We start from the raw sequence: 21,705 nt of genomic DNA, 5'->3' as shown, positions 1-21,705 counted from the left end.
CGTTGCGTCGCGCTGACGAGAGAACGTATCGGCAGACGATCACTTGTCACAAGTTAATGCCGCGCAGATCACGTGAAGATCACAGACTTGAGTGTTGGTCACCTTTGCTCCGCCGAACGGTCACACTCCGGCTGACATCCGGTCAGGTACGGATCACTCATGAGCCGGAACGCACCGGAGTGAACTCGACCGGCAAAGTCCGCAGCCCGCGCATGATGAGCCCGCCGCGCCACCTCAACTCGGCCGGATCCACGGCCAGTCGGAGATCGGGCAGCCGGGTGAGCAGGGTCGCCAGCGCGGCCTGGCCCTCCAGCCGGGCCAGCGGGGCTCCCAGGCAGTAGTGGATGCCGTGGCCGTAGCCCAGGTGCTGGTTGTCACGGCGGGACAGATCGAGGGTGTCGGGGTCCGAGAAGCGCGCCGGATCACGGTCGGCGGCCGCCAGCACCACGAGCACGGGGTCGCCCGGCGCGATGTCCTGGCCGCCGATGCGCAGCGGCTCGGTCGCGAACCGCCAGGTGGCGAGTTCCACGGGGCCGTCGTAGCGCAGGAGTTCCTCGACGCCCGTTTCGAGCAGACCGCGGTCGCCTTCGTCCTCGGTGAGCGACCGCTGGAGGCGTGCGCGCTGCTCGGGATGGGTGAGGAGGGCGTAGGTGCCGTTGCCGATGAGGTTGACGGTCGTCTCGAAGCCCGCGAACAGCAGGATGAAGGCCATGGCGGCGGCCTCGTTCTCGGTGAGGTGCTCGCCGTGGTCCGAGGCACGGATCAGACCCGAGATGAGGTCCTCGCCGGGAGCCGGGTCGGCGGGAAGCTCCGCGCGCTTGCGGTGGATGAGCTCCAGCAGATACCCGCGCATCTTCTTCACCGACCGCGCGACACCGCCCCGCGGGCCCCCGCCGTGCCGGATCATCATCCCCGCCCAGTCGCGGAAGTCGTCCTGGTCCTCACGGGGGACGCCCAGGAGGTCGCAGATCGCGTAGATGGGGAGCGGGAAGGCGAAGTCGTGGATGAGGTCGGCCCGCCCCTCGGCGGCGAACCGGTCGATGAGCTGGTCCGTCAGCTCCTGGACCCGGGGCGCGAACTCGGCGACCCGGCGCGGGGTGAAGGCCTTGCTGACGAGCCGTCGCAGCCGAGTGTGGTCCGGCGGGTCGATGTTGAGCAGATGCGTCATCAGCTCGGCCTTGCGCTCACCGGGGATGCCGGTCTTGCCCTTGGCGTGCGCCGGTTCGTCGTGGTGCGCCGGGTTCTTGGAGAGCCGCTGGTCGGCGAGGGCCTGTTTCGCGTCGGCGTACCGGGTGACCAGCCAGGCCTCGACCCCGCTGGGAAGAACGGTGCGGTGCACGGGCGCGTGCTCGCGCAGCCAGGCGTAGGCAGGGTAGGGGTCGGTCGCGAACTCCCAGGTGAACAGTTCGGGAGCGGTGCGGTCCGGGTTGTCTGTGTCGGGCTGCTCGGTCACTCCCTGACCGTAGCGGTGTCCTCGCCGCGCTCCGCGAGGGCCTTGCGCGCGGCGGGGTGCCCCATGTCGGCGGCCTTGCGGTACCAGAGGGTGGCTTCGGCGGGGTTGCCCTGCTTCTCGAGGAGCAGGGCGAGCCGGTAGGCGGCGTAGGCGTCGCCCTGGGCGTGGCCCAGCTCGTACCCCTGGCGGGCCTCCTCCGGGAACCCCGTCTTCTCCGCCACGACGGCCCTGTGCGTGACGTCCAGCCTGCCGTCGCCGGCGAAGTAGTCCGCGGCGTCGTCCAGGCTCTGCCGCGGCTTGCGGAGGTCGGCCAGCAACTCCGCGGCCCCCTCGTCGCCGTCGGCGGCGGCGCGGGCCAGCAGCACCTCGGCGGCTTCTTCCTCGTGACTCAGCAGGAAGGACACGGCCGCGCTCCGGGCGATGGGGGCGTAGCCCGCCATCTCGGCATTGATGTAGTGGTCCATCGCCTCGCCGAGGTCGCCACGCCCCAGCAGCAGGTCCCCCAGTCGGTGTGCAGCCGCCATGTCGGCGTCGGCCACCGCCTTGCGCAGCCACTGCTCGGCCAGCGCCAGGTGCGCCTCCCCGACCAGCCGCGCCTGTGGACCATCGGGCTTCGCCTCGGCCGCCGCCCGCAGATACGGCAGCGCCTCCTCCGCCTCCCCCTGCCCGAGCAGCCGCTCGCCGACCTGCCCCGCCAGCTCCGTCTTCCCCGCGTCCACGGCCCTGCGCAGCCAGTCCAGCGCCGTCGCCTCGTTCTCGGAGAGCAGGCTCAGCATGTGCATCGCCCCGGCGTCACCGTCCCGCGCCCTGGCCGAGAAGACGACGTGGGCGGTCGCCCGGACGTTCAGGTGCACCCCGGTGTCGTACTTCGTCCCCTCCAGCGCGCAGCGCCAGACGGCCTCCGGGACCGCCCTCGCGCCCTCCTGCTGCGCGTCGGCGACCAGCGAGCCGTACGGCCGCCAGGTCTCCTCGCTCTCCCCCACCCGGAGCGGCTCTCCCGGTACCAGCATCCCGGTGACCCCGTGCAGTGGCCGGACGGCCCAGTCGACGGCTTCCTGGAACGACTCCGTATCCGGACGCCCCGTCGGCCGACCCGCCCGGTAGCTCCGGCACGCCTCCTCCAGCAGCCGGCGGGGGATGTCCCCGGTGACGCCACAGCGGGCGAGATCCGTCGCGGCCCGGATCAGCAGGTACCCGTACGGATGGCGGCTGTTGGAGCGCGCGGCCCGCTGCCACTGCACCCGGAGTTCCACGCTGATGGCCAGGTACTGGGTGACGCTGGTGGCGCCGCGCCGGTCGAGGGCCTCGCCGAGCCGGTCGTCGCGCAGGCCGGTCAGCCGCTCGACCTCCTGCTCGCTCCACCCCGCACCCACCCGCTCCGACCGTGCCAGCGTCATCAGGCGGAACGCGGGTCCGCCTTCGAAGCGGTGCATGTCGTAGTCGTCGTCGCCCATGGTGGCCACCACCGGGACCCCGAGCGTCCTCAGCTCGGCCAGCAGGGCCACCGTCAGGCCATGCTCACCGAGGTGGCCCTCCAACTCGTCCAGCCAGAGCACGTACGCGCCGTCCCGGCCGCGCAGCAGGGCGGGCAGTCCGCGCAGGTCCGTGCCGGGGGCCGGCGCGTACACCCGGGTCCCCGGGTCCGTCTCGCGGACCACGGCCGCCCAGGCCGTCCTCGACTTGCCGGTGAGCGGACCGCCCGTGATCACCAGCAGACTGTCCCGCGCGGTCCAGCCCCGCAGCGTCTCGTCGATGTCACGGCGCACATACGGCGGCAGGCCCGGATCCGCCCAGCGCCGCCCGGCGGGTCGAACGCCCATCGTCACCAGGTCGGCATCCTCCACCGTGGGCCAGCCGGCGGGGTCGGGCACCCCGAAGACCCCGGGCGGCGCGGCATAGGTGTGCTGGTTCAGAACGCCCACGACAGGGCCGTGGTAGTTACCGCCGTAGTAGCCGACGGTGTCACCGGACGAGGCCGGGGCACCGGGTTCGGAGGGCCGGGCAGTGCGCTCGGAGGACCCGGCCGCGGGATCGGCGTGCCGGGGAGTGGGATCGGGCAGCCAGGGAGTCTGCTCGAAGCGGTCGATCAGCTCGAACAGCTCGGTGAGCGCTCCTTCCTTCCCGGACAGGAGCCAGGCCTCGATGTACCGGCCCTCGACCTCGACGAGCGTCGCCTCGGAGCCGTCGAGCGGAGAGGTGATCTGCGCCGGAACCGAGCCGGCTCCCCCGTGTCGCACGAACCACCCGACGAACGCCTGCCGGATCTCCTCCCGGTTCTCCGACAGCAGCCCCCGGTTGAGCACCCTCGCGGCCCACGCCGCCAGTTCCTCCGACTCCCGTTCCATACAAGCCCCCGCACCCCACGAACCGGATCAGGAGCTCACCGTACTAACCATCGACCCCCTCGACACCCCGGATCGCGTCCCGGTACGCCCGGGCCGCCGCGCGCAGGGCCGCCTCCGGGTCGACGCCCTCCGATTCGGCCCGTGCCGCCAGGGCCAGCAGTTCGTAGCCGATGCCCTCGGCCGTCGGCAGCGGTACCTCCAGCCGTGCCGTGCGGGCCCGGGACACCAGCTTCGCCGCGAGGGCCAGGCCGGGCTGGTGGAGGGGGACGCCGTCCGTCACCGATTCCCGCCGCTTCTCCGCCGCCTTCGTGCGCAGCCAGTGCTCCTTCACTTCCTCCGGGGTGGTGGCCGTGGCGTCGCCGAAGACATGGGGGTGGCGGTGGATGAGCTTGGCGACGATCGTGCCCGCGACATCGTCGACGGAGAACGGGGACTCCTCGTCCTCCTCGGCGATGCGGGCGTGGAAGACGACCTGGAGCAGGACGTCGCCCAGTTCCTCGCGGAGTTCGTCGTGGTCCCCGTCCTCGATCGCCTCGACCAGTTCGTACGCCTCCTCGACGGCGTACTTCGCCAGGCCCTTGTGGGTCTGCTGGGAGGACCACGGGCATTCGGCGCGGATCCGGTCCATGACCTGGACGAGGTCGAGGAGCCGGGCGCCGGGGAGGTCGTAGGAGGCGGGGAGCAGTTCCAGGTCGGGCATGGACACGCGGCCGGAGCCGGCCAGGCGGGCCAGGCCGTCGGTGAGGGCCGGTTCGCCCTCGCCGGTGGCCACGACGACGACCGTGCGGCCGTCGGCGCAGGCGGCGAGCAGCTCCTCGGCGGTCGGGGAGGTCTCCTCGACGGTGACGCCCGCGTCCCGCAGATAGGGCAGCTGCGGATGCGCGCCGTCCGCGCACAGCACCCGGTCCGCCGTGCGCAGGGCCTGCCAGGCGGGCCAGGACAGCAGGCCGGGGGCGACACGGTGGCTGGTGGTGAGCAGGACGACGCGGCCGGCGGCGTCGGCCGGGGTGTGGGCAGCGGCGGAGCTGATGGCGTTCACACCCCGAACGTAACCCACGCCCGTCAGCGGCCCAGCGAGTTATCCACAGGAAGGACCGCCCGGTCGTACGATCACATGGTCACGTCGTCTGCTGCGTCCCGGCCGCCGAGATCTCCCGTACCCAGGGCGTCTTCGCGTCGACGCGGGCGACCTTCTGCGCGTCCCAGTTCCCGTAGCGCGGGTTGAGATCCACGTCGAGTGCCTTGGACGCCTTGGACAGCGCGTTCCAGAAGGCGGGCTGGCTGGTGTTCGTGCCGAGTTCGGTGGCGAGTTTCTGGGCCTCCAGCTGGAGACGGAGGTTCTCGTCGAGACGCTGCGGCGGAATGCCGTACTGCTGGAGCCACGCCGTCTCCAGGCCCTTCGCGCCGCCCGCCTGCTGCTCCAGGCCGGCCCGCATCTCCTGGACCTCCCGGCGGCTGACGGTGATGCCCGCGTCCTCGGCAGCGCGGTGCAGCACCTTGTCGAGGACCATGCCGTGCAGGGTGTCGCGGGCGAGGGAGCCGGTCTGGGCGACGGCCTGCGCGTACTGGGCGTCGTCGGTGACCGCGGCCCGCTGGGCCGTACGCACCTCGTTCACCCGGCTCTCCAGTTGCGCGACGGTGATCCGCTGATCGCCGACGACGGCCGCCGCGCCGGGATGCGCGTCGTTCCCGCAGGCGGCGAGGAGAGGGGCCGCCACGATCGCGGCGGACAGCAGGAGCGCGGTGCGACGACGGCGGTGCAAGGGAAACCTCCCGAGGAGATTGTGCGACGGTGCACAAAGTCTTGCGGTGATCGATGTTAGGCAGTGGGGCGGCTGGGGCCAACCCATTCGACCAACGATTCACCAGGACTTCGGGCACCGCCGCGCCCGCTCGTCGCCCGCTCTTCGGTGCGAGGGCTCAGCCCCGCGCGCGTGGGCCCCCCTCACGAGGGCGATCCGGTTCAGCCGACGATGGCGACCGGGGCGTCCCACGCGTCGCGGTCCACGGTGATCGTGTAGCCGCCGCGGGTCTCCTTGCTGTTCACCATGTACTGGTGGCCACGGCTGTGGCCGGTGTACTGGGTCGCGCCCCAGGGCCAGTCGGTGGTCGTGGTGTCCTTCTTGTCCCACAGGGCGTACCAGAGATTGCCCGGCAGGTCCGTCTTGTTCGTCGCGGTGGCGACGGCCTTGGCGCTGGAACTGCTGAAGCCGTAGTAGCCGGCCCGGTACGTCTTGGCGCGCAGTGTCTTGGTGAAGGAGCGCACATACGTCAACACGGCGTCGTTGCACGCCTTGTTGGTGATGTCGTAGGGCTCCATGTCGAGGTAGACCGGACTGCCGGCCTTCATACCGAGCGCCGAGGCCTTGGCGACCGCGTCCGCGCCGTCGGTCGCGCCGAGGGAGGCCGCCGTGGCGGCGGTGAGCTTCTCGGGGCTGGAGCCGGTCTGGCAGGACGGCTGGGCGCCCACGTAGATCGGGATCAGCTTCCAGCCGGCCGTGTTGACCGACTTCACCCAGGAGGCGGTCAGGTTGGGCTGCGCACAGCCGCGGTTCCTGCCGCCGACGTAGACCGCGGCGCCCCCGTAGTAGCCGTCGGCCTTCCAGGCCTTCATCGCGGCCGACGAGGGCGCGGTGCAGGCGTCGAAGGCGCGGCCGGTGTACGTCCTCTGGGCGGGCCAGGTGGTGGCCGCCATCGAAGTCTGCGCCGCTATCCCGGCCCCCGCGAGGACGGCCGCGCCGGCCACACCCCACGTGATGTATCTGCGCTTTCTGGACTGCCGGTGCTCGGCCATCCCCACCCCATCGTTCGTTTTCCGCGTACGGCGCTGTCGCCGCGTACGGTCGTGTTCCTGCTGAAGTCCCCTGATTCGGTGCGACGATACGGCCTCGGCTCGACGTCCAGCACCTGAACGGAACGCACCGTAACCCGCGACGTGTCACCGGTCGGGAAACGCAAGGCCCCCATAGGCACAAGATTCACTCATGTCACAGTAAAGAAGCGATGCCCTGCATCGGCCCGTCCGTGTCCTACCCTTGGCCCCTGGTGACTTGGGGGGCGACATGACGATGCCGACGATGCCGACCGGGGCGGGCGCGGAGAGACAGCTGACGGCCGGCTGGTTCCAGCGGCTCGCCTGGGTGGCCCTGGTCTGGGGCTCGCTGGGCTTCCTGGTGTGGGTGCCCTTCCTGTACGTGGCGGTCCGCCGCGGCCTCTCCTCGGACTGGGTGGCCTTCGGCTCGTTCGCGCTGTACGAGTGCGCGATCCTGCCGTGGGCGGTGATCACGCCCGACGGCGACGGGGACGCCCTCTTCGGCATCGCCATCCTGGTGACCCTGCTGACGGCGACGGTGCTGCTGCTGTCCGCGGTGTTCGACAAGAAGATCCCGGCCGCCCAGCCTGCGTACGGAGCGGCCATGGCTCCTCAGGGCCAGCCGTATCAGCAGGGGTATCCGTACGGGCGGTAGCCGCCGCGCGCCGGGGACCGCGGGCGCGGCACCACCTCAAAGCGGGTGCCGCATCCACACGTTGGGCTCGACGTACACCGCGTAGTCCCGCTCGGGCTCGCACCGCACGGGAACCAGCGCGCCGGGCACCTCGACGTCGCCCTGTGTGTCGAAGGGCAGCCCGGTCCAGCGACGCCACTCGGCCAGCGAGCCCGCCACCGTCATCGACGCCGGCGCGACCCGCTCGATGCTCGCGCCCGCCCGGGCGTGCACCCGCAGCCACGGGTCGTAGGGCAGCCCGTCCTCCCGCACCCGGTGCGCGTACTCCTCGATCGCGGTGCGCGGCTCGAGGTGCTTGGCGTTCGGCCGGACCGGCGCCACGACCTCGGTGAAGCCCTTCGCCCGGGCACCGTCCCGCATCGCCGCGAGCATCCGCCCGGACAGTCCGAGGCCCTGCGCGTGCGGGGCGATGACGATCGAGATCGCGCTCACCGTGTCGGGCCGCGCCCCGCTCCGCTGATCGGCGAAGGCCCAGACGAGCACCTGGTCCCAGCCCCGGGCGGGCAGCCCGCCCCGGCCGTCGGCATGCAGGGCGAACGGCACGCTGTACGCATGGGCGACGACCTGCCCCCCTTCGTCCTGCGCGAACAGCACGTACTCCGGGAACTCGACGGGGATCCGGCCGTAATGCGCGTTGCCCACCGGGTCCTGGGTCGCGAACTCCGGCCAGGTGTCGGGCATGTCCTGGACCGGACCGACCATGTCGGGGCGGTCGGCGAGGCTGGATACCTTCCATTCCATACGGTCACGGTAGGCGAGGAGGCGAGCGGACAGGACTGGATTTCGGCGGCCTCGGGCGTTCAGGGGGACTTCGACGGCCGCCGTGAGGGCGCCGCGGGGCCGCCGTCGCTCTGCCGACCCCGGCTCACCCGGCGTGGAAACGCTCCGGTGCCTTCGTGGGGTTGCCCCCGGTGGGGAGTTTCTGGGCGGGGCAGGTCTCCAGGACCTTCTCCATCGCGGACTTCTCCGCCGCGGTGACCCACAGTTCGTATTTCTTCTTCACGGCCACCTGCGCCGCTACGTACGTGCACCGGTAGGCCTTGTTGGGCGGCAGCCAGGTCGCCGTGTCGCCGTCGCCCTTGGAACGGTTGGTGCTCGCGTCGACGGCCAGCAGGTTGAGCGGGTCGTTGGCGAGAGCGATGCGCTTGCCGGCGTCCCAGTACTTGGCGCCCTTCTGCCAGGCGTCGGACAGGGCGACCACGTGGTCGATGTCGACCTTGCTGCTGCCACGCCGGTACGTCACGTCCTTCCCGGAGTACGGGTCCGACTCCAGCACGCCGTAGGACACCTTGCACGCGCCGCCGGTGAACTTCACCTGCTCCAGGTCGCGCTTGAGTATGTCGTCACGGGTGTCGCAGGAGTTGGAGTCCGTGTCCGCCCAGGCGGAGCCGAACTTCTCCCGGTCGTAGCCGGTCTTGGGTGCCCGCCCCTTCACGGCAAGCGACCCGGCCGCCGCGAGAGCCGCTCCGCCGCTCCCCGCTCCACCACCCGCCGTCGCTCCCGCACCACCGGAACCCGCACCCGCGCCGGAACCGGGGTCCGAGCCGGAGACCTGCTCCTTGCATCCGGCCACCGAAACGGCACACATCAGCACGGCGGCAACCGCCGCCCCACCCCTCAGACGCTTCACGCGCCCCTCCCCTTGCCGGCCCGATGCCACCCCGCACAGGGCGCTTTCCCCTGACGGCGACTGGCACACACGGTAGCGGGGGAGCGCTCGGGGACAGTCGGGAGGTCCAGACCACCACCGGCCCAAGTGGGCATCTCGCACATGTCGGGAATATCGTCGGTGGAGAGTCACCTCCGGAAGGAGCTCTGGATGGGCATCCTCGACAGGTTCAGGAGCAACAAGGCGGCACAGGACAAGGCCAGGAACATGTCCGACGCCGCGGAGCGGAAGGCGAACGAGAAGACGGGCAACAAGTACGAGTCCCAGGTCGACTCCGGGCAGCAGAAGCTGCACGAGCGGCTCGGCATGGACGAGGAACGGCGCGACCGGCCCTAGCCCGCAGTCTCGACCCGGACCCGGCCGCAACGCTCCGGCCGCAGCCCGGCCCGAAGACTCATGGGCCGAGCCACCGACATCACCCGGCACATGAGGCCGTCCGCGCAGAGCGAGCCCGCCGCGGGCGGCTTCGCCCTGTCCCCCGGCGGAGCGGCGGCGACGCTCACACCCTGCCGATGCCGAGCGTCGACTCCGAGGGCAGCAGCCCGGATCCCAGCACCGCGACCCAGTAGTCGCCGAGGAGTGCGGCCAGGCGTTCCGTGGATTGCGGGCCGAGCGCCTGCCAGGGGCCCAGTGCCAGCCGGTCGGTGTCCTCCTCGACACGGCGCCGCAGGTCACGGCCGGCTTCCGTCGCCGTGCCGTCCGGCTCGAGCAGGCCCCTGGCCGTCAGCCGCTCGCCCGCCGCCGCCCATTCCGCGCGGGTCCAGCCGCGGCTTTCGAAGCGCTCGACGGACGCCGCGCCTATCGCGGCGAAGGACACCAGCGCCTCGGCCGGGTCGAGGCCGGCGAGAAGCAGGGCGGCGAGATGACCGTCGCCGCGGTGCTCCCGCAGGACCGTCGCCGCCTGCCAGAGCTGGAGGTGGGGCTCCCTCGGCCACTCCGGCGCGGCGTTGGCCGCGGCGAGCGGGCGCCCTGCCGTGACAGCCGCCTCGGCGGCGCGGCGGGCGAGAGCGGCGGCCTCGGCCAGCTCGGGACTGTCCACCAGGTCGCCGAACAGCCTGCGGTACAGCCGGTCGACGCCTCTCCGTCGCGCCGCCATGGCCGCTTCGGGGGTGGCGACCTTCCAGGCGTCCTCGACGTACCGGGCGACCATGCCGGGCTGGAAACTGTAGAAGGCCGAGGTCACCGTCTCGGCGCTCACCGGGCCCAACGGGGCGGCACGGAACGGGAAGTAGCTCCCCCAGCGGTCCTCGGTCGGGTAGCCGAGCGCGTCGGCCTCCTCGAAGACCTCGGGCGCGTAGTACATCACCGCGTGCAGCGGCTCCAGCAGATGCCAGAGCCTGCGCGCCTGCGCCGGCGCGACCTGTTCGCCTCTCGCACCCGACCCGAACCGCCCGTCCCGCTCGACCTGTTCGGTTGTCTGGTGCTCGTGATTCTCGGACATGACGTCTCCCCCTCGTCGCGCTCGGACATCGGCCACAACTTGACACTGACAAGATTGCCCGGACCTCGCGAACTTGTCAATGCCTAGATACCGCGTACGCTGCTGTCATGAGCGACCGGCCCTACCACCACGGCGACCTGCGGCGCGCCATCCTGGCCGCCGCCCTGGACGTCATCGCCACCGACGGCCCCACCGGGCTGAGCCTGCGCGACCTGGCCCGCCGCGCCGGTGTCTCGCACGCGGCGCCGGCCCACCACTTCCGGGATCGCACGGGGCTGCTGACGGCGATCGCGGCGGAGGGGCACGGGCTGCTGGCCACCGCGCTGGCGGAGGCGACTGATCTACGGGACGCGGGCGTGCGCTACGTCCGCTTCGCGCGCGAACACCCGGCGCACTTCCAGGTGATGTTCTCGCCCGGGCTGCTGCGCGCCGACGACCTGGAACTGACCACGGCCCGTGCCCTGTCGGCCGCCTCCCTGACCCACGCCATCGCCACCACCGCACCCGCCGGGGACGACACCGACGCCCGGCTGGCCCGCATCGCCGTCTGGTCCCTGGCCCACGGCTTCGCCACCCTCCTGCTCGGCCACAACCTCGACGGCCTCCTGGGCGACGAGGACCCCGAGGAGGTACTCCGCGCGCTGCCGATGGTGCTGTTCCCCTCCGCCTGATCCCGGCGGGCCCGGGCGCGCGCTTGACCTTGACACCGGCGTCAGGCTCCGACGATCACCCCATGAGTCCGAGTCAGCAGCACAGCAGCCGTACCGTCGTCGTCACCGGCGCGGGCACCGGCATCGGCCGCGCCACCGCCCACGCCTTCGCCGCGCAGGGAGCGTGCGTGATCGCCGTGGGCCGGCGCCCGGCACCCCTCGCCGAGACCGCCGCCCACGACCGGGACCGCATCGTCCCGCTCGCCGTGGACATCACCGCCGAGGACGGACCGGCCACGGTCGTCCGTACGGCACTCGAACGGGGCGCCGGCCGGGTCGACGTCCTGGTCAACAACGCGGCGATCGTCGACGCCGCGTCCCTGCGCACCTACACCCGAGACTCCGTCGGGCCCCAGCTCGCGACGAACCTGATCGCCCCCGTCCTGCTCACCCAGGCCGCACTGCCGGCCCTGACGGACACCCGGGGCGTCGTCGTGAACGTGACGACGGCCGTCGGACAGCGCGGCTGGCCCGGCAACTCCCTGTACGCGGCCGGGAAGGCGGCCCTCGAAGTGCTCACGCGCAGCTGGGCGGTCGAGCTCGCGCCGCTCGGGATCCGCGTCGCCGCGGTGGCGCCCGGCGCGATCGAGACGCCCATCGCCGACCACAGCGGCCTCACCCCCGAGCAGCGTGTCGCGATCCGGGCGTGGCAACTCGACCACACCCCCCTCGGCCGGGTCGGCCGGCCGGCGGAGGTCGCCTGGGCGATCACCCGACTGGCCTCACCCCAGGCCTCGTTCATCACGGGAGTGGTCCTCCCGGTGGACGGCGGAGCGGTGGTCGCATGAGACTGGCGCGCATGCAGCAGACCGACCCGGACGACGACGACCGATTCCGCCCCGGCGAGGATCCCTCCCGTCCGCCCGGGCGCGCGCTGCGCATCGGTGAGGTCGGCCGGGCGACCGGTGTCTCGCCGCGGGCGCTGCGGCACTACGAGCAGGCGGGACTCATCGTCTCCGAGCGGGCCGCCAACGGCTACCGGCTCTACGACCCCGCCGTCGTCGTCCGCGTCCGCAACATCCGTCATCTGGTGGACGCGGGGCTCACCTTGGACGACGCACGCGTCTTCCTGCCGTGCCTGGACCGGGACGTGACGGCGTCACCGCCGCGCGGCCGCAATCTGGCGGTCGCGCTGCGGCGTCTTGCGGTCATGGACGAGCGGATCGCGGCCCAGGTCGCGGTCCGCGACCGGCTCGCGGCGGCGCTGGCCGAGGCCACCGGCGGACGGATCCGACCGGTGGCCTGAGGACGACCGCGCCCTACGACCCCAGCACCGTCGCCAGCAGCTCGCCCACCCAGCCCAGCAGTTCGCGTCCGACCAGCGGCTTGCCGCCGACCCTCGCGGTCTTCGGGCGGGGCACCAGGATCTGGTGCGCGGCCGGCTTGAGGACGGTCCCGGGGTAGAGCCGCTTGAGGCGCAGCTCCTGGGACTCGCGCAACTCCACCGGCGCGAAGCGGATGTTGGCGCCCTGGAGCACGATCTCGCCGACGCCGCACGCGCGTGCCAGCATCCGCAGCCCCGCCACCAGCAGCAGGTTCTCCACCGGTTCCGGCAACTTGCCGTAGCGGTCGACGAGTTCCTCGCGGACCGCCTTGACGTCCTCCTCCGAGTTGGCCGAGGCGATGGCCCGGTAGGCCTGGAGGCGCAGCCGCTCGCCGGGCGCGTAGTCGTGCGGGACGTGCGCGTCGACGGGCAGCTCGATCTTGACCTCGAGCGGCGGCTCCTCCTCGGCCCCGCCGGACTCCAGCTGACGCCGGTAGTCCGCCACGGCCTCGCCGACCATGCGGACGTACAGGTCGAAGCCGACACCCGCGATGTGACCGGACTGTTCACCGCCGAGCAGGTTTCCGGCGCCCCGGATCTCCAGGTCCTTCATCGCCACGTACATGCCCGCGCCCATCTCGGTGTGCTGGGCGATGGTGGCGAGACGCTCGTGGGCGGTCTCCGTGAGGGGCTTCTCCGGGGGGTAGAGGAAGTAGGCGTAGCCGCGCTCACGCCCTCGTCCGACCCGGCCGCGCAGCTGGTGCAGCTGGGACAGGCCGAAGGTGTCGCCGCGCTCCACGATCAGCGTGTTCGCGTTGGAGATGTCGATGCCGGACTCGACGATCGTCGTCGAGACGAGCACATCGAACTTCTTCTCCCAGAAGTCGACGACCACCTGCTCCAGCGCCGTCTCCGACATCTGGCCGTGGGCGGTGGCGATGCGCGCCTCGGGCACGATCTCGCGCAGTTTCGCCGCCGCGCGGTCGATCGACTCGACCCGGTTGTGGATGTAGAACACCTGGCCCTCACGCAGCAGTTCACGGCGGATGGCGGCGCCGATCTGCTTCTGCTCGTAGGGGCCGACGAAGGTGAGCACCGGATGGCGCTCCTCCGGGGGCGTGGTGATCGTCGACATCTCGCGGATGCCCGTCACCGCCATCTCCAGCGTCCTGGGGATCGGGGTCGCCGACATCGTCAGGACGTCCACGTTCGCGCGCAGCTTCTTCAGCTGCTCCTTGTGCTCGACGCCGAAGCGCTGTTCCTCGTCGACGATGACCAGGCCTAGGTCCTTGAACTTCGTCTCGGAGGAGAACAGCCGGTGGGTGCCGATGACGATGTCCACCGCGCCCTCGTGCAGCCCCTCCAGGGTGGCCTTCGCCTCCGTGTCCGTCTGGAAGCGGGAGAGCGCCCTGACGTTCACCGGGAACTGCGCGTACCGCTCGCTGAACGTGCCGAAGTGCTGCTGCACCAGGAGGGTGGTGGGCACCAGGACGGCGACCTGCTTGCCGTCCTGGACCGCCTTGAAGGCGGCCCGGACGGCGATCTCCGTCTTGCCGTAGCCGACGTCACCGCAGATCAGGCGGTCCATCGGGACCGTCTTCTCCATGTCGTCCTTGACCTCGGCGATGGTCGTGAGCTGGTCGGGCGTCTCCGCGTAGGGGAAGGCGTCCTCCAGTTCGCGCTGCCAGGGGGTGTCCGTGCCGAAGGCGTGACCGGGGGCCGCCATCCGCGCGCTGTACAGCTTGATCAGGTCGGCGGCGATCTCCTTGACCGCCTTCTTCGCGCGCGCCTTGGTCTTCGTCCAGTCGGCGCCGCCGAGCCGGTGCAGCGTGGGCGCCTCGCCGCCGACGTACTTGGTGATCTGCTCCAGCTGGTCGGTCGGGATGTACAGACGGTCGCCGGGCTGGCCGCGCTTGGCGGGCGCGTACTCCACGACCAGGTACTCGCGCGTGGCGCCCTGGACCGTGCGCTGCACCATCTCGATGTAGCGGCCCACGCCGTGCTGCTCGTGGACGATGTAGTCACCCGCCTCCAGGGTGAGCGGATCGATGGTCTTCCTGCGGCGCGCGGGCATGCGCGCGCCGTCCTTGCCGGCCGCCTTCTGGCCGGACAGGTCGGTCTCCGTGAGCACGGCGAGGCGGAGCGCCGGGTCGACGAACCCGTAGTCGATCGAGCCGCAGGAGACGTGGACGACGGAGGGGCTCAGCTCGGTCAGGTCCGCGTCGAGGCGGGCCGCGACGCCTTCGCCGCCGAGCACCTCGACCGTGCGGGCCGCGGGGCCGTGCGCCTCGGTGACGAAGGCGACGCGCCAGCCGTCGGCCAGCCAGCCCTTGGTGTCGGCCAGCGCCTTCGCGGTGTCGCCCCGGTAGGTCTCGGGGGCGTGCATGCCGAGCTTGAGGGTGCCGGCGTCCAGTTCCTCGTCGGCCGCGAACGGCGACACCGACCACCACATCATGTCCAGCTCGCGCGCGTGGTCACGGACGTCCGCGATGGACCACAGGGAGGCCGCGCCGACGTCGATGGGTGCCTCGCCGCCGCCGGCGGTGGCCGCCCAGGACGCCTGGAGGAACTCCTGGGACGTCGCCACGAGGTCGGTGGCACGCGTGCGTACCCGCTCCGGGTCGCAGACGACGGCCATCGCGCCCTTGGGCAGGACGTCGATCAGCAGCTCCATGTCGTCGACCAGCACCGGGGCCAGGGACTCCATGCCCTCGACGGCGATGCCCTCGGCGATCCTGCCGAGCAGCTCGCCCAGCTCGGGGTGCTCCTCGGCGAGGGCACCCGCACGCGTGCGCACCTCTTGCGTCAACAGGAGTTCACGGCACGGCGGGGCCCACACGCCGTGTTCGGCGACTTCCAGGGAGCGCTGGTCGGCGACCTTGAAGTAGCGGATCTCCTCCACGTCGTCGCCCCAGAACTCGACGCGCAGCGGGTGTTCCTCGGTGGGCGGGAACACGTCCAGGATGCCGCCCCGTACGGCGAACTCGCCGCGCTTCTCGACGAGTTCCACGCGCGCGTAGGCGGCCGCGGCGAGGGCTTCGACGACGTCGTTCAGGTCGGCGGTCTGACCCGTGCGCAGAGCCACTGGTTCCAGGTCGCCGAGGCCCTTGACCTGCGGCTGGAGTACCGAGCGGACCGGCGCCACGACGACCGAGACCCGGCCGGTCTCCGGGTCGTCGGGGCGCGGGTGGGCCAGCCGGCGCAGGATGGCGAGGCGGCGGCCGACGGTGTCGCTGCGCGGGCTGAGGCGCTCGTGCGGGAGCGTCTCCCAGGAGGGGTACTCCACCACGCCGTCCGGTGGGAGCAGCGAGCGCAGGGCGGCGGCCAGGTCCTCGGCCTCGCGCCCGGTGGCCGTCACCGCGAGAACCGTACGGCCGGTCTCGCGGGCGAGGGCGGCGATGGCGAAGGGGCGGGCCGCCGGCGGGCCGACCAGGTCGACGTGCATGCGGTTGCCGTCGGCGGCCGCGGGGATCGCTTCCGCGAGGGCGGTGTCCTTGACGACGGCGTCGAGCAGACCGTGCAGGCTCATGGAGGGCTGGGCTTTCCGTCCGAGGGGCCGGGGTGCGTCCGGGGGCGGGCGTACCGGGGTCCGGGGTGGGCAACGCGAAGGGCCCGACGCGTGTCACGGGCCGGGGGTGTCCAGCGTACGTCGGGGCGGGGTTGTTCGCCGGGGGCTGTGGACAACCATGGGGGCGGTGGGGACCGTGCACGAGCTTCCTCGCCCCCGCCGCCCCTTCTCTTCCCGACCCTGGGGCCGCGCCCCCGGACCTCCGCCTTCGGCCTGACCAGCCTCGTCGTCGAGCTCCTGCGGAGGGGGCACCCGCGGACCGGCCGAAAGACGCGAGGGAGCCCGGCACCGAGAAGACCCCCGTTCTTCTCGGTGCCGGGCTGGTTCGGGTGGTGCTAGTCCGTCGCGATCGCGTTCAGGACGTTCATGCGGCCCGCGCGAAACGCCGGGATCAGGGCGGCGAACAGGCCCACGAAGGCGGAGCCGATGAACACGCCGATGATCGTCGGCCACGGGATCTCGAGGACGTTCAGGCCCTGGAGCGCGAGGAGCTGCTGGGCGGTGGCGCCCCAGCCCATGCCCAGACCGAGGCCCAGGAGGGCGCCGAAGAGGGCGATGACGACCGACTCCATGCGGATCATGCGGCGCAGCTGGCGGCGGGAGAGACCGATCGCCCGCATCAGGCCGATCTCCCTCGTGCGCTCCACCACCGACAGCGCGAGGGTGTTCACCACACCCAGGACGGCGACGATGATCGCGAGGGCGAGCAGGCCGTAGATCAGGTTGAGCAGCTGCCCGATCTGGTCCTTGAGCTCCTGCTTGTAGTCGGTCTGGTCGCGGACGGTGTACTGCGGGTAGTCGTGCAGCGCCGACTTCAGGGAGGTGTACGCGGCGTCCTGCTGTCCGTCCTTCGCCGTGGCGAAGACCAGGTCGTCGAGCGGCAGCTTGTCGGCCGGGACGTACCTCTTGAGGGTGGCGATGGAGGTGTACATCGCGCCTTGGTCGATGACGGCGTCACTACTGGTGATCGCGCGGACCGTCAGCCGGGCCGTGGAGCCGTTCTTGAAGGCCACCGCGATCTTGGAACCGAGGGTGATCCCGTGGTCCTCGGCGAACTTCTCGTGGACGGACATCGAGTCGGGACGGTAGGCGTCGGCGAGGTTGCCGGCGACGGTCTCGACGCGCAGGTCGGTCGCGTAGGTCGGGTCGGCCGCCGTGATCGCCGTCTTGTCGAGCGTCTTGCCGTCGGGCGTGGTGAAGTCGGCCTCGGTCCACTTGTACTCGGTGACCCGCTCCAGGCCCGGCGTCGACTTGATGGCCTGCACCGCCTGCGGGGTCATCAGCTGACCGCCGTCGCTCTGGATGATGAAGTCCGTGCCGACGCTCTTGTCGAGCTCCTCCGTGGCGGAGGCGACCATGGAGGAGCCGACCACCGACAGACAGGCGACGAGCGCGAGGCCGATCATCAGGGCCGCGCCCGTGGCGCCGGTGCGGCGCGGGTTGCGCAGCGCGTTGCGCTCCGCCATCCGTCCGACCGGACCCAGGGGCCGCAGCACGATCGCGCCCAGCGCCCGGACCACCGCGCCCGCCAGCAGCGGGCCGATCACCACGAAGCCGATCAGGCTCAGCACCACGCCCAGGCCGAGCCAGAGCGATCCCTCTGCGGCCTTGTCGGCGGCGGAGGCGAGGTAGAGGCCGAGGCCGCCTGCGCCGGTGAGGAGCAGGCCGATGACGGCCCGTACGGCGCCCGCCTTGGCGTCGGCGGGGGCGCCGGCGTCGCGCAGCGCGGCCATCGGGGAGACCTTGCCGGCCCGGCGGGCCGGGAGGTACGCCGCGAGCACCGTGACGACGATGCCGAGGACCATGCCGACCACCGGGGTCGTCCAGGCGACCGTCAGGTCGTCCGTGGACAGGTTCATGCCGGTCATGCCCATGAGCTTCATCAGCCCGACCGCGATGCCGACGCCCGCGCCGACGCCGAGGAGCGAGCCGACCACACCCAGCAGCAGGGCCTCCGCGAGAACGGACCGGTTGACCTGCTTGCGGCTGGAGCCGATGGCCCGCATCAGGCCGATCTCACGGGTGCGCTGCGCGACCAGCATGGAGAAGGTGTTGATGATCAGGAAGATGCCGACGAGGAAGGCGATCCCTGCGAAGCCGAGCATCGCGTACTTCATCACGTCCAGGAAGCCCCCGACGCTGTCGCGGTTGGCGTCGGCGGTCTCCTTGGCGGTCTGCACCTTGTAGCCGGCGCCGATCTCGGCCGCCACGTTCTTCTTCAGCTGCGCGTCGCTCACGCCGGACGCGGCCGTCACGTTGACGTTCGTGTAGACGTTCGACTCGCCGACCAGTGCCTCCTGGGCGGTCTTCGTGTCCAGGTAGAAGATCGCCGCGCCGGGGTTGGTGACCTGGAAGGCGGCGATGCCGGAGATCTTCGCGGTGTGCGTGCCGACCGCGGTGATCACGCCGATCTCGTCGCCGAGCTTCAGGTGGTGCTTGTCGGCGGTGTCCGCGTCCACCATCACCTGGTCGGAGCCCTTGGGCGCCGAGCCGTCGGTGATCTCCATGGTGCGGGCGTCGTTGCCGTTCCAGTTGCCGACGATGGTGGGCGCGCCGCTGGTGGGCGACAGGCTGTCCTTGTCGGCGTCGACGACGGTCGCGGAGGTCGAGAAGACGGTCCCCTCCGCCGACTTCACCCCGTCCGCCTTGCGGACCGCACCGAGTACGGAGGCCGGCATGACCGGCGGCTTCCCGTTGTCGGACGTCGTCTCGCCGGTGTCCGAGGCGCCCTTGGCGCTCACCGTCACATCGGAGGAGGTACTGGCGAAGAGCTTGTCGAAGGTGGTGTTCATCGTGTCGGTGAAGACGAGCGTCCCGCAGACGAACGCCACCGACAGCAGGACCGCCACGGCCGACAGGGCCATGCGCCCCTTGTGCGCGTAGAAGTTGCGCATCGAGGTCTTCATGACGGTCATGACGTACGCCCCCGCGCGTCGAAGTCCTTCATCCGGTCCAGGACGGTCTCGGCGGTCGGCTTGAACATCTCGTCGACGATCCGGCCGTCCGCGAGGTACAGCACCCGGTCCGCGTAGGAGGCCGCCACCGGGTCGTGCGTGACCATCACGATGGTCTGGCCCAGGTCGTCCACCGAGCGGCGCAGGAAGCCCAGGACCTCGGCGCCCGCGCGCGAGTCGAGGTTTCCGGTCGGCTCGTCCCCGAAGATGATCTCCGGGCGGGCGGCGAGGGCGCGCGCCACGGCGACGCGCTGCTGCTGACCGCCGGAGAGCTGGGTGGGCCGGTGCCTGAGACGGTCGGCGAGCCCGACGGTCTCCACGACCTGGCTCAGCCACGCCTTGTCCGGCTTGCGGCCGGCGATGTCCATCGGCAGCGTGATGTTCTCGATCGCGTTGAGCGTGGGCAGCAGGTTGAACGCCTGGAAGATGAACCCGATCCGGTCCCGGCGCAGCTTGGTGAGCTTCTTGTCCTTGAGCCCGGTGATCTCGGTCTCGTCCAGGTAGATCTGCCCGGACGAGACGGTGTCGAGACCGGCGAGGCAGTGCATCAGCGTGGACTTGCCGGACCCCGAGGGGCCCATGATCGCGGTGAACTGACCGCGGGCGATGTCCACGTCGACGTGGTCCAGGGCGACGACGCGGGTCTCACCGGACCCGTACGCCTTGACGACCTGCCGCGCCCGCGCGGCTACGGCCGTACGCCCTCCAGTGCCCCCGTGCCTGGGAATGGTCACAGCCGAAGTCACGGTAAGTCTCCTATGTCGTATGTCAGAAGCGGATGAGCAGCGCATCGGATGTGCAAGGGATGGTGCGAGGCGCTACGTCGAAGAGTCTGTCGGCGGAAGGGGGTCCCTCGCGCTGGTGCTCGGGCCCGTCTTTCCGGGGGGTTAACCCCACCCCCCGGAAGTGGTGCCGGCCGCCCCCCAGCGGCGTAAAGCCAGGTTAAGGACGGGACCCCGCCCCTCTCCTCCTCCGGCAGTACGAACCCTCCCCGAGCCCTGGTACGGAGGTACCCCTAGGGGCCGTCCACCGCCAGGTGGAGGGCCCCTAGGGGTTGTCTCCACCCTCCGGCCCAGTCAGGCTCCACCCTCCCGCGACGCGAGGGTCAAGTGGGAAGCTGACCCCGGCAGTTAGATGCAAGGGGCACGGGAGATACGGGGGCATCAGGTGGGGGACATCCAACCGGCGACACGCGAGGCCGCGCGGCCGACCGCACCGGGCAGACGGGGGGCGGTCGTCGCCGCCCTCATGCTCTCCATGGCGCTGGCCGCCCTCGACTCCACCGTGGTCTCCACGGCCGTCCCGCAGATCGTCGGCGACCTGGGCGGGTTCTCCGTCTTCTCCTGGCTGTTCTCCGGCTATCTGCTCGCCGTGACGGTCACCCTGCCGGTCTACGGCAAGCTGTCCGACACCTTCGGCCGCAAGCCGGTGCTGGTCGCCGGGGCGGCCCTCTTCCTGCTCGGCTCGCTGCTGTGCGCGCTGGCGTGGAACATGGGCGCGCTGATCGCGTTCCGCATCGTGCAGGGCCTGGGCGGCGGGGCGTTGCAGGGCACGGTGCAGACGCTCGCCGCCGACCTGTATCCGCTGAAGGAGCGGCCGAAGATCCAGTCGAAGCTGTCCACGGTGTGGGCGGTCTCGGCGGTCGCGGGCCCCGGCCTGGGCGGGCTCCTCGCCGCCTACGCGGACTGGCGCTGGATCTTCCTCATCAACCTGCCCATCGGGGCGGTGGCGTTGTGGCTGATCGTCCGTCATCTGCACGAGCCGCAGCGGCAGTCGTCGCCGCCCGGACCGAAGACACCTCCACGCGCGTGTGGCGGGTCGCGGGTACGCGCGACGCGTGACGCCACGCGTGCACGCGCGCGTGTCGACTGGGCGGGTGCGCTGGCGGTGTTCGCGTGCGGCGGGGTGCTGCTGACCGCGCTGGTGCAGGGCGGGGTGGCGTGGCCGTGGCTGTCGGGGCCGTCACTCGCCCTGTTCGGCGCCGGGCTCGCGCTGGCCGGGCTCGTCGTCGTCATCGAACGCCGGGCGGCGGAGCCGATCATCCCGGGCTGGGTGTGGCGCCGCCGCACGATCGCGGCGGTCAACCTCGCGCTCGGCGCGCTGGGCCTGCTGATGGTGGCCCCGACGGTGTTCCTGCCGACGTACGCCCAGTCGGTGCTGGGCCTGGGGCCAGTGACCGCAGGGTTCGTCCTCTCCGTCTGGACCCTGAGCTGGCCGCTGTCCGCCGCCCTCAGCCAGCACGTCTACCGGCGCATCGGTTTCCGTGACACGGCGCTGCTGGGCATCGGCGCGGCGACGCTGATCCTGCTCGCGTTCCCGCTCCTGCCGTATCCCGGCCAGGCCTGGCAGCCGGCCCTGCTGATGCTGCTGCTCGGCGCCGCGCTGGGCCTCTTCCAGCTTCCGCTCCTGGTCGGCGTGCAGTCGACGGTGGGCTGGTCGGAACGCGGCACCACGACCGCGTCCGTGCTGTTCTGCCGTCAGACCGGGCAGACGATCGGCGCGTCGGTGTTCGGCGCGGTCGCCAACGGGGTGCTGGCGGCCCGGCTGGGCGGCGCGGGCGATCTGGACTCCGTCACCCGCGCCCTCGCCGCCGAAACGGCACCCGAGGCCGTCCGGGACGCCGTCGCGAGCGCCGTGCACGCCGTCTACCTGGGCGCGGCCTGCGCGGCCGCACTCGCCTTCCTGGTGCTGCTGTGCGTGGCCCCACGACGGTTCCCGGTACTGACGGAGTGACGGGCTGACGGGCCGACGGGCTGACGGGCTGACGGGCCGACCGAGCGGCCGACCGATGGCCC

At 71.7% G+C, this 21,705-nt stretch carries 17 protein-coding genes; 6 read left to right on the top strand and 11 right to left on the bottom strand.

Going from position 1 to position 21,705, the window contains the following annotated elements; translation table 11 throughout:
• Positions 1 to 157: 157 nt before the first annotated feature.
• From OHU34_RS24890 to OHU34_RS24870, 5 genes are all read right to left on the bottom strand, one after another.
• On the bottom strand, positions 158 to 1,453 hold the full coding sequence (locus OHU34_RS24890; protein WP_142264681.1) for a cytochrome P450: 1,296 nt from the start codon (positions 1,451 to 1,453) through the stop codon (positions 158 to 160).
• A complete protein-coding gene (locus OHU34_RS24885; protein ID WP_405768372.1) occupies positions 1,450 to 3,798 on the bottom strand; it encodes a hypothetical protein in 2,349 nt (782 codons plus the stop codon). Before OHU34_RS24885 ends, OHU34_RS24890 begins: the two co-directional genes overlap by 4 nt.
• Before the next feature lie 43 nt (positions 3,799 to 3,841).
• Positions 3,842 to 4,837, bottom strand: a complete 996-nt coding sequence (locus OHU34_RS24880; RefSeq protein WP_200839705.1) for a nucleoside triphosphate pyrophosphohydrolase — start codon at positions 4,835 to 4,837, stop codon at positions 3,842 to 3,844.
• A 79-nt stretch (positions 4,838 to 4,916) separates the two neighbouring features.
• Complete coding sequence (locus OHU34_RS24875) at positions 4,917 to 5,561, bottom strand: SurA N-terminal domain-containing protein (RefSeq protein WP_142264683.1); 645 nt, start codon at positions 5,559 to 5,561, stop codon at positions 4,917 to 4,919.
• Positions 5,562 to 5,761: 200 nt separating this feature from the next.
• A complete protein-coding gene (locus tag OHU34_RS24870) occupies positions 5,762 to 6,592 on the bottom strand; it encodes a glycoside hydrolase domain-containing protein (RefSeq protein WP_142264684.1) in 831 nt (276 codons plus the stop codon).
• A gap of 268 nt (positions 6,593 to 6,860) precedes the next feature.
• Between OHU34_RS24870 and OHU34_RS24865 the strand changes: the two genes are divergently transcribed.
• Entirely contained in the window at positions 6,861 to 7,265 is a 405-nt protein-coding gene (locus tag OHU34_RS24865; protein ID WP_020128471.1) for a hypothetical protein, read from the top strand.
• 36 nt (positions 7,266 to 7,301) lie between these two features.
• Here OHU34_RS24865 and OHU34_RS24860 read toward each other — a convergent pair whose 3' ends face one another.
• Complete coding sequence (locus OHU34_RS24860) at positions 7,302 to 8,045, bottom strand: N-acetyltransferase (RefSeq protein WP_405768368.1); 744 nt, start codon at positions 8,043 to 8,045, stop codon at positions 7,302 to 7,304.
• Positions 8,046 to 8,169: 124 nt separating this feature from the next.
• Complete coding sequence (locus OHU34_RS24855; RefSeq protein ID WP_142264687.1) at positions 8,170 to 8,934, bottom strand: HNH endonuclease family protein; 765 nt, start codon at positions 8,932 to 8,934, stop codon at positions 8,170 to 8,172.
• 189 nt (positions 8,935 to 9,123) lie between these two features.
• Between OHU34_RS24855 and OHU34_RS24850 the strand changes: the two genes are divergently transcribed.
• Complete coding sequence (locus OHU34_RS24850) at positions 9,124 to 9,309, top strand: antitoxin (RefSeq protein ID WP_142264688.1); 186 nt, start codon at positions 9,124 to 9,126, stop codon at positions 9,307 to 9,309.
• Between the two features lie 163 nt (positions 9,310 to 9,472).
• On the opposite strand, the gene OHU34_RS24845 is transcribed toward OHU34_RS24850, so the two are convergent.
• A complete protein-coding gene (locus OHU34_RS24845) occupies positions 9,473 to 10,414 on the bottom strand; it encodes an SCO6745 family protein (RefSeq protein WP_142264689.1) in 942 nt (313 codons plus the stop codon).
• A gap of 107 nt (positions 10,415 to 10,521) precedes the next feature.
• Between OHU34_RS24845 and OHU34_RS24840 the strand changes: the two genes are divergently transcribed.
• The 3 genes from OHU34_RS24840 to OHU34_RS24830 all read left to right on the top strand — a co-directional run bounded on the left by OHU34_RS24840 (position 10,522) and on the right by OHU34_RS24830 (position 12,370).
• Positions 10,522 to 11,085 carry a TetR/AcrR family transcriptional regulator gene (locus OHU34_RS24840; RefSeq protein ID WP_142264690.1) on the top strand — a complete coding sequence of 188 codons (564 nt, stop codon included), beginning with the start codon at positions 10,522 to 10,524 and terminating at the stop codon, positions 11,083 to 11,085.
• Between the two features lie 62 nt (positions 11,086 to 11,147).
• Positions 11,148 to 11,912: an SDR family NAD(P)-dependent oxidoreductase gene (locus OHU34_RS24835; protein WP_142264691.1), complete on the top strand. Its 765-nt coding sequence runs from the start codon at positions 11,148 to 11,150 to the stop codon at positions 11,910 to 11,912.
• Between the two features lie 86 nt (positions 11,913 to 11,998).
• On the top strand, positions 11,999 to 12,370 hold the full coding sequence (locus OHU34_RS24830; protein WP_142267883.1) for a MerR family transcriptional regulator: 372 nt from the start codon (positions 11,999 to 12,001) through the stop codon (positions 12,368 to 12,370).
• Positions 12,371 to 12,383: 13 nt separating this feature from the next.
• On the opposite strand, the gene mfd is transcribed toward OHU34_RS24830, so the two are convergent.
• The 3 genes from mfd to OHU34_RS24815 all read right to left on the bottom strand — a co-directional run bounded on the left by mfd (position 12,384) and on the right by OHU34_RS24815 (position 19,656).
• Positions 12,384 to 15,917: a transcription-repair coupling factor gene (mfd, locus tag OHU34_RS24825; RefSeq protein ID WP_142264692.1), complete on the bottom strand. Its 3,534-nt coding sequence runs from the start codon at positions 15,915 to 15,917 to the stop codon at positions 12,384 to 12,386.
• A gap of 374 nt (positions 15,918 to 16,291) precedes the next feature.
• On the bottom strand, positions 16,292 to 18,871 hold the full coding sequence (locus tag OHU34_RS24820; protein WP_405768363.1) for an ABC transporter permease: 2,580 nt from the start codon (positions 18,869 to 18,871) through the stop codon (positions 16,292 to 16,294).
• The gene (locus OHU34_RS24815; protein ID WP_142264694.1) at positions 18,868 to 19,656 is read right to left on the bottom strand and encodes an ABC transporter ATP-binding protein; all 789 of its coding nucleotides are present in this window, start codon (positions 19,654 to 19,656) and stop codon (positions 18,868 to 18,870) included. The genes OHU34_RS24820 and OHU34_RS24815 overlap by 4 nt, the downstream gene beginning before the upstream one ends.
• Positions 19,657 to 20,077: 421 nt before the next feature.
• On the opposite strand from OHU34_RS24815, the gene OHU34_RS24810 reads away from it, so the two are divergent.
• Entirely contained in the window at positions 20,078 to 21,643 is a 1,566-nt protein-coding gene (locus OHU34_RS24810) for an MFS transporter (protein ID WP_142264695.1), read from the top strand.
• The last annotated feature ends 62 nt before the right edge of the window (positions 21,644 to 21,705 follow it).

Origin of the sequence: Streptomyces sp. NBC_00080 (assembly GCF_045041255.1) — a bacterium.
GTDB classification, from domain to species: domain Bacteria; phylum Actinomycetota; class Actinomycetes; order Streptomycetales; family Streptomycetaceae; genus Streptomyces; species Streptomyces coriariae.
This window is presented reverse-complemented; position numbering and strand designations above follow the sequence as displayed.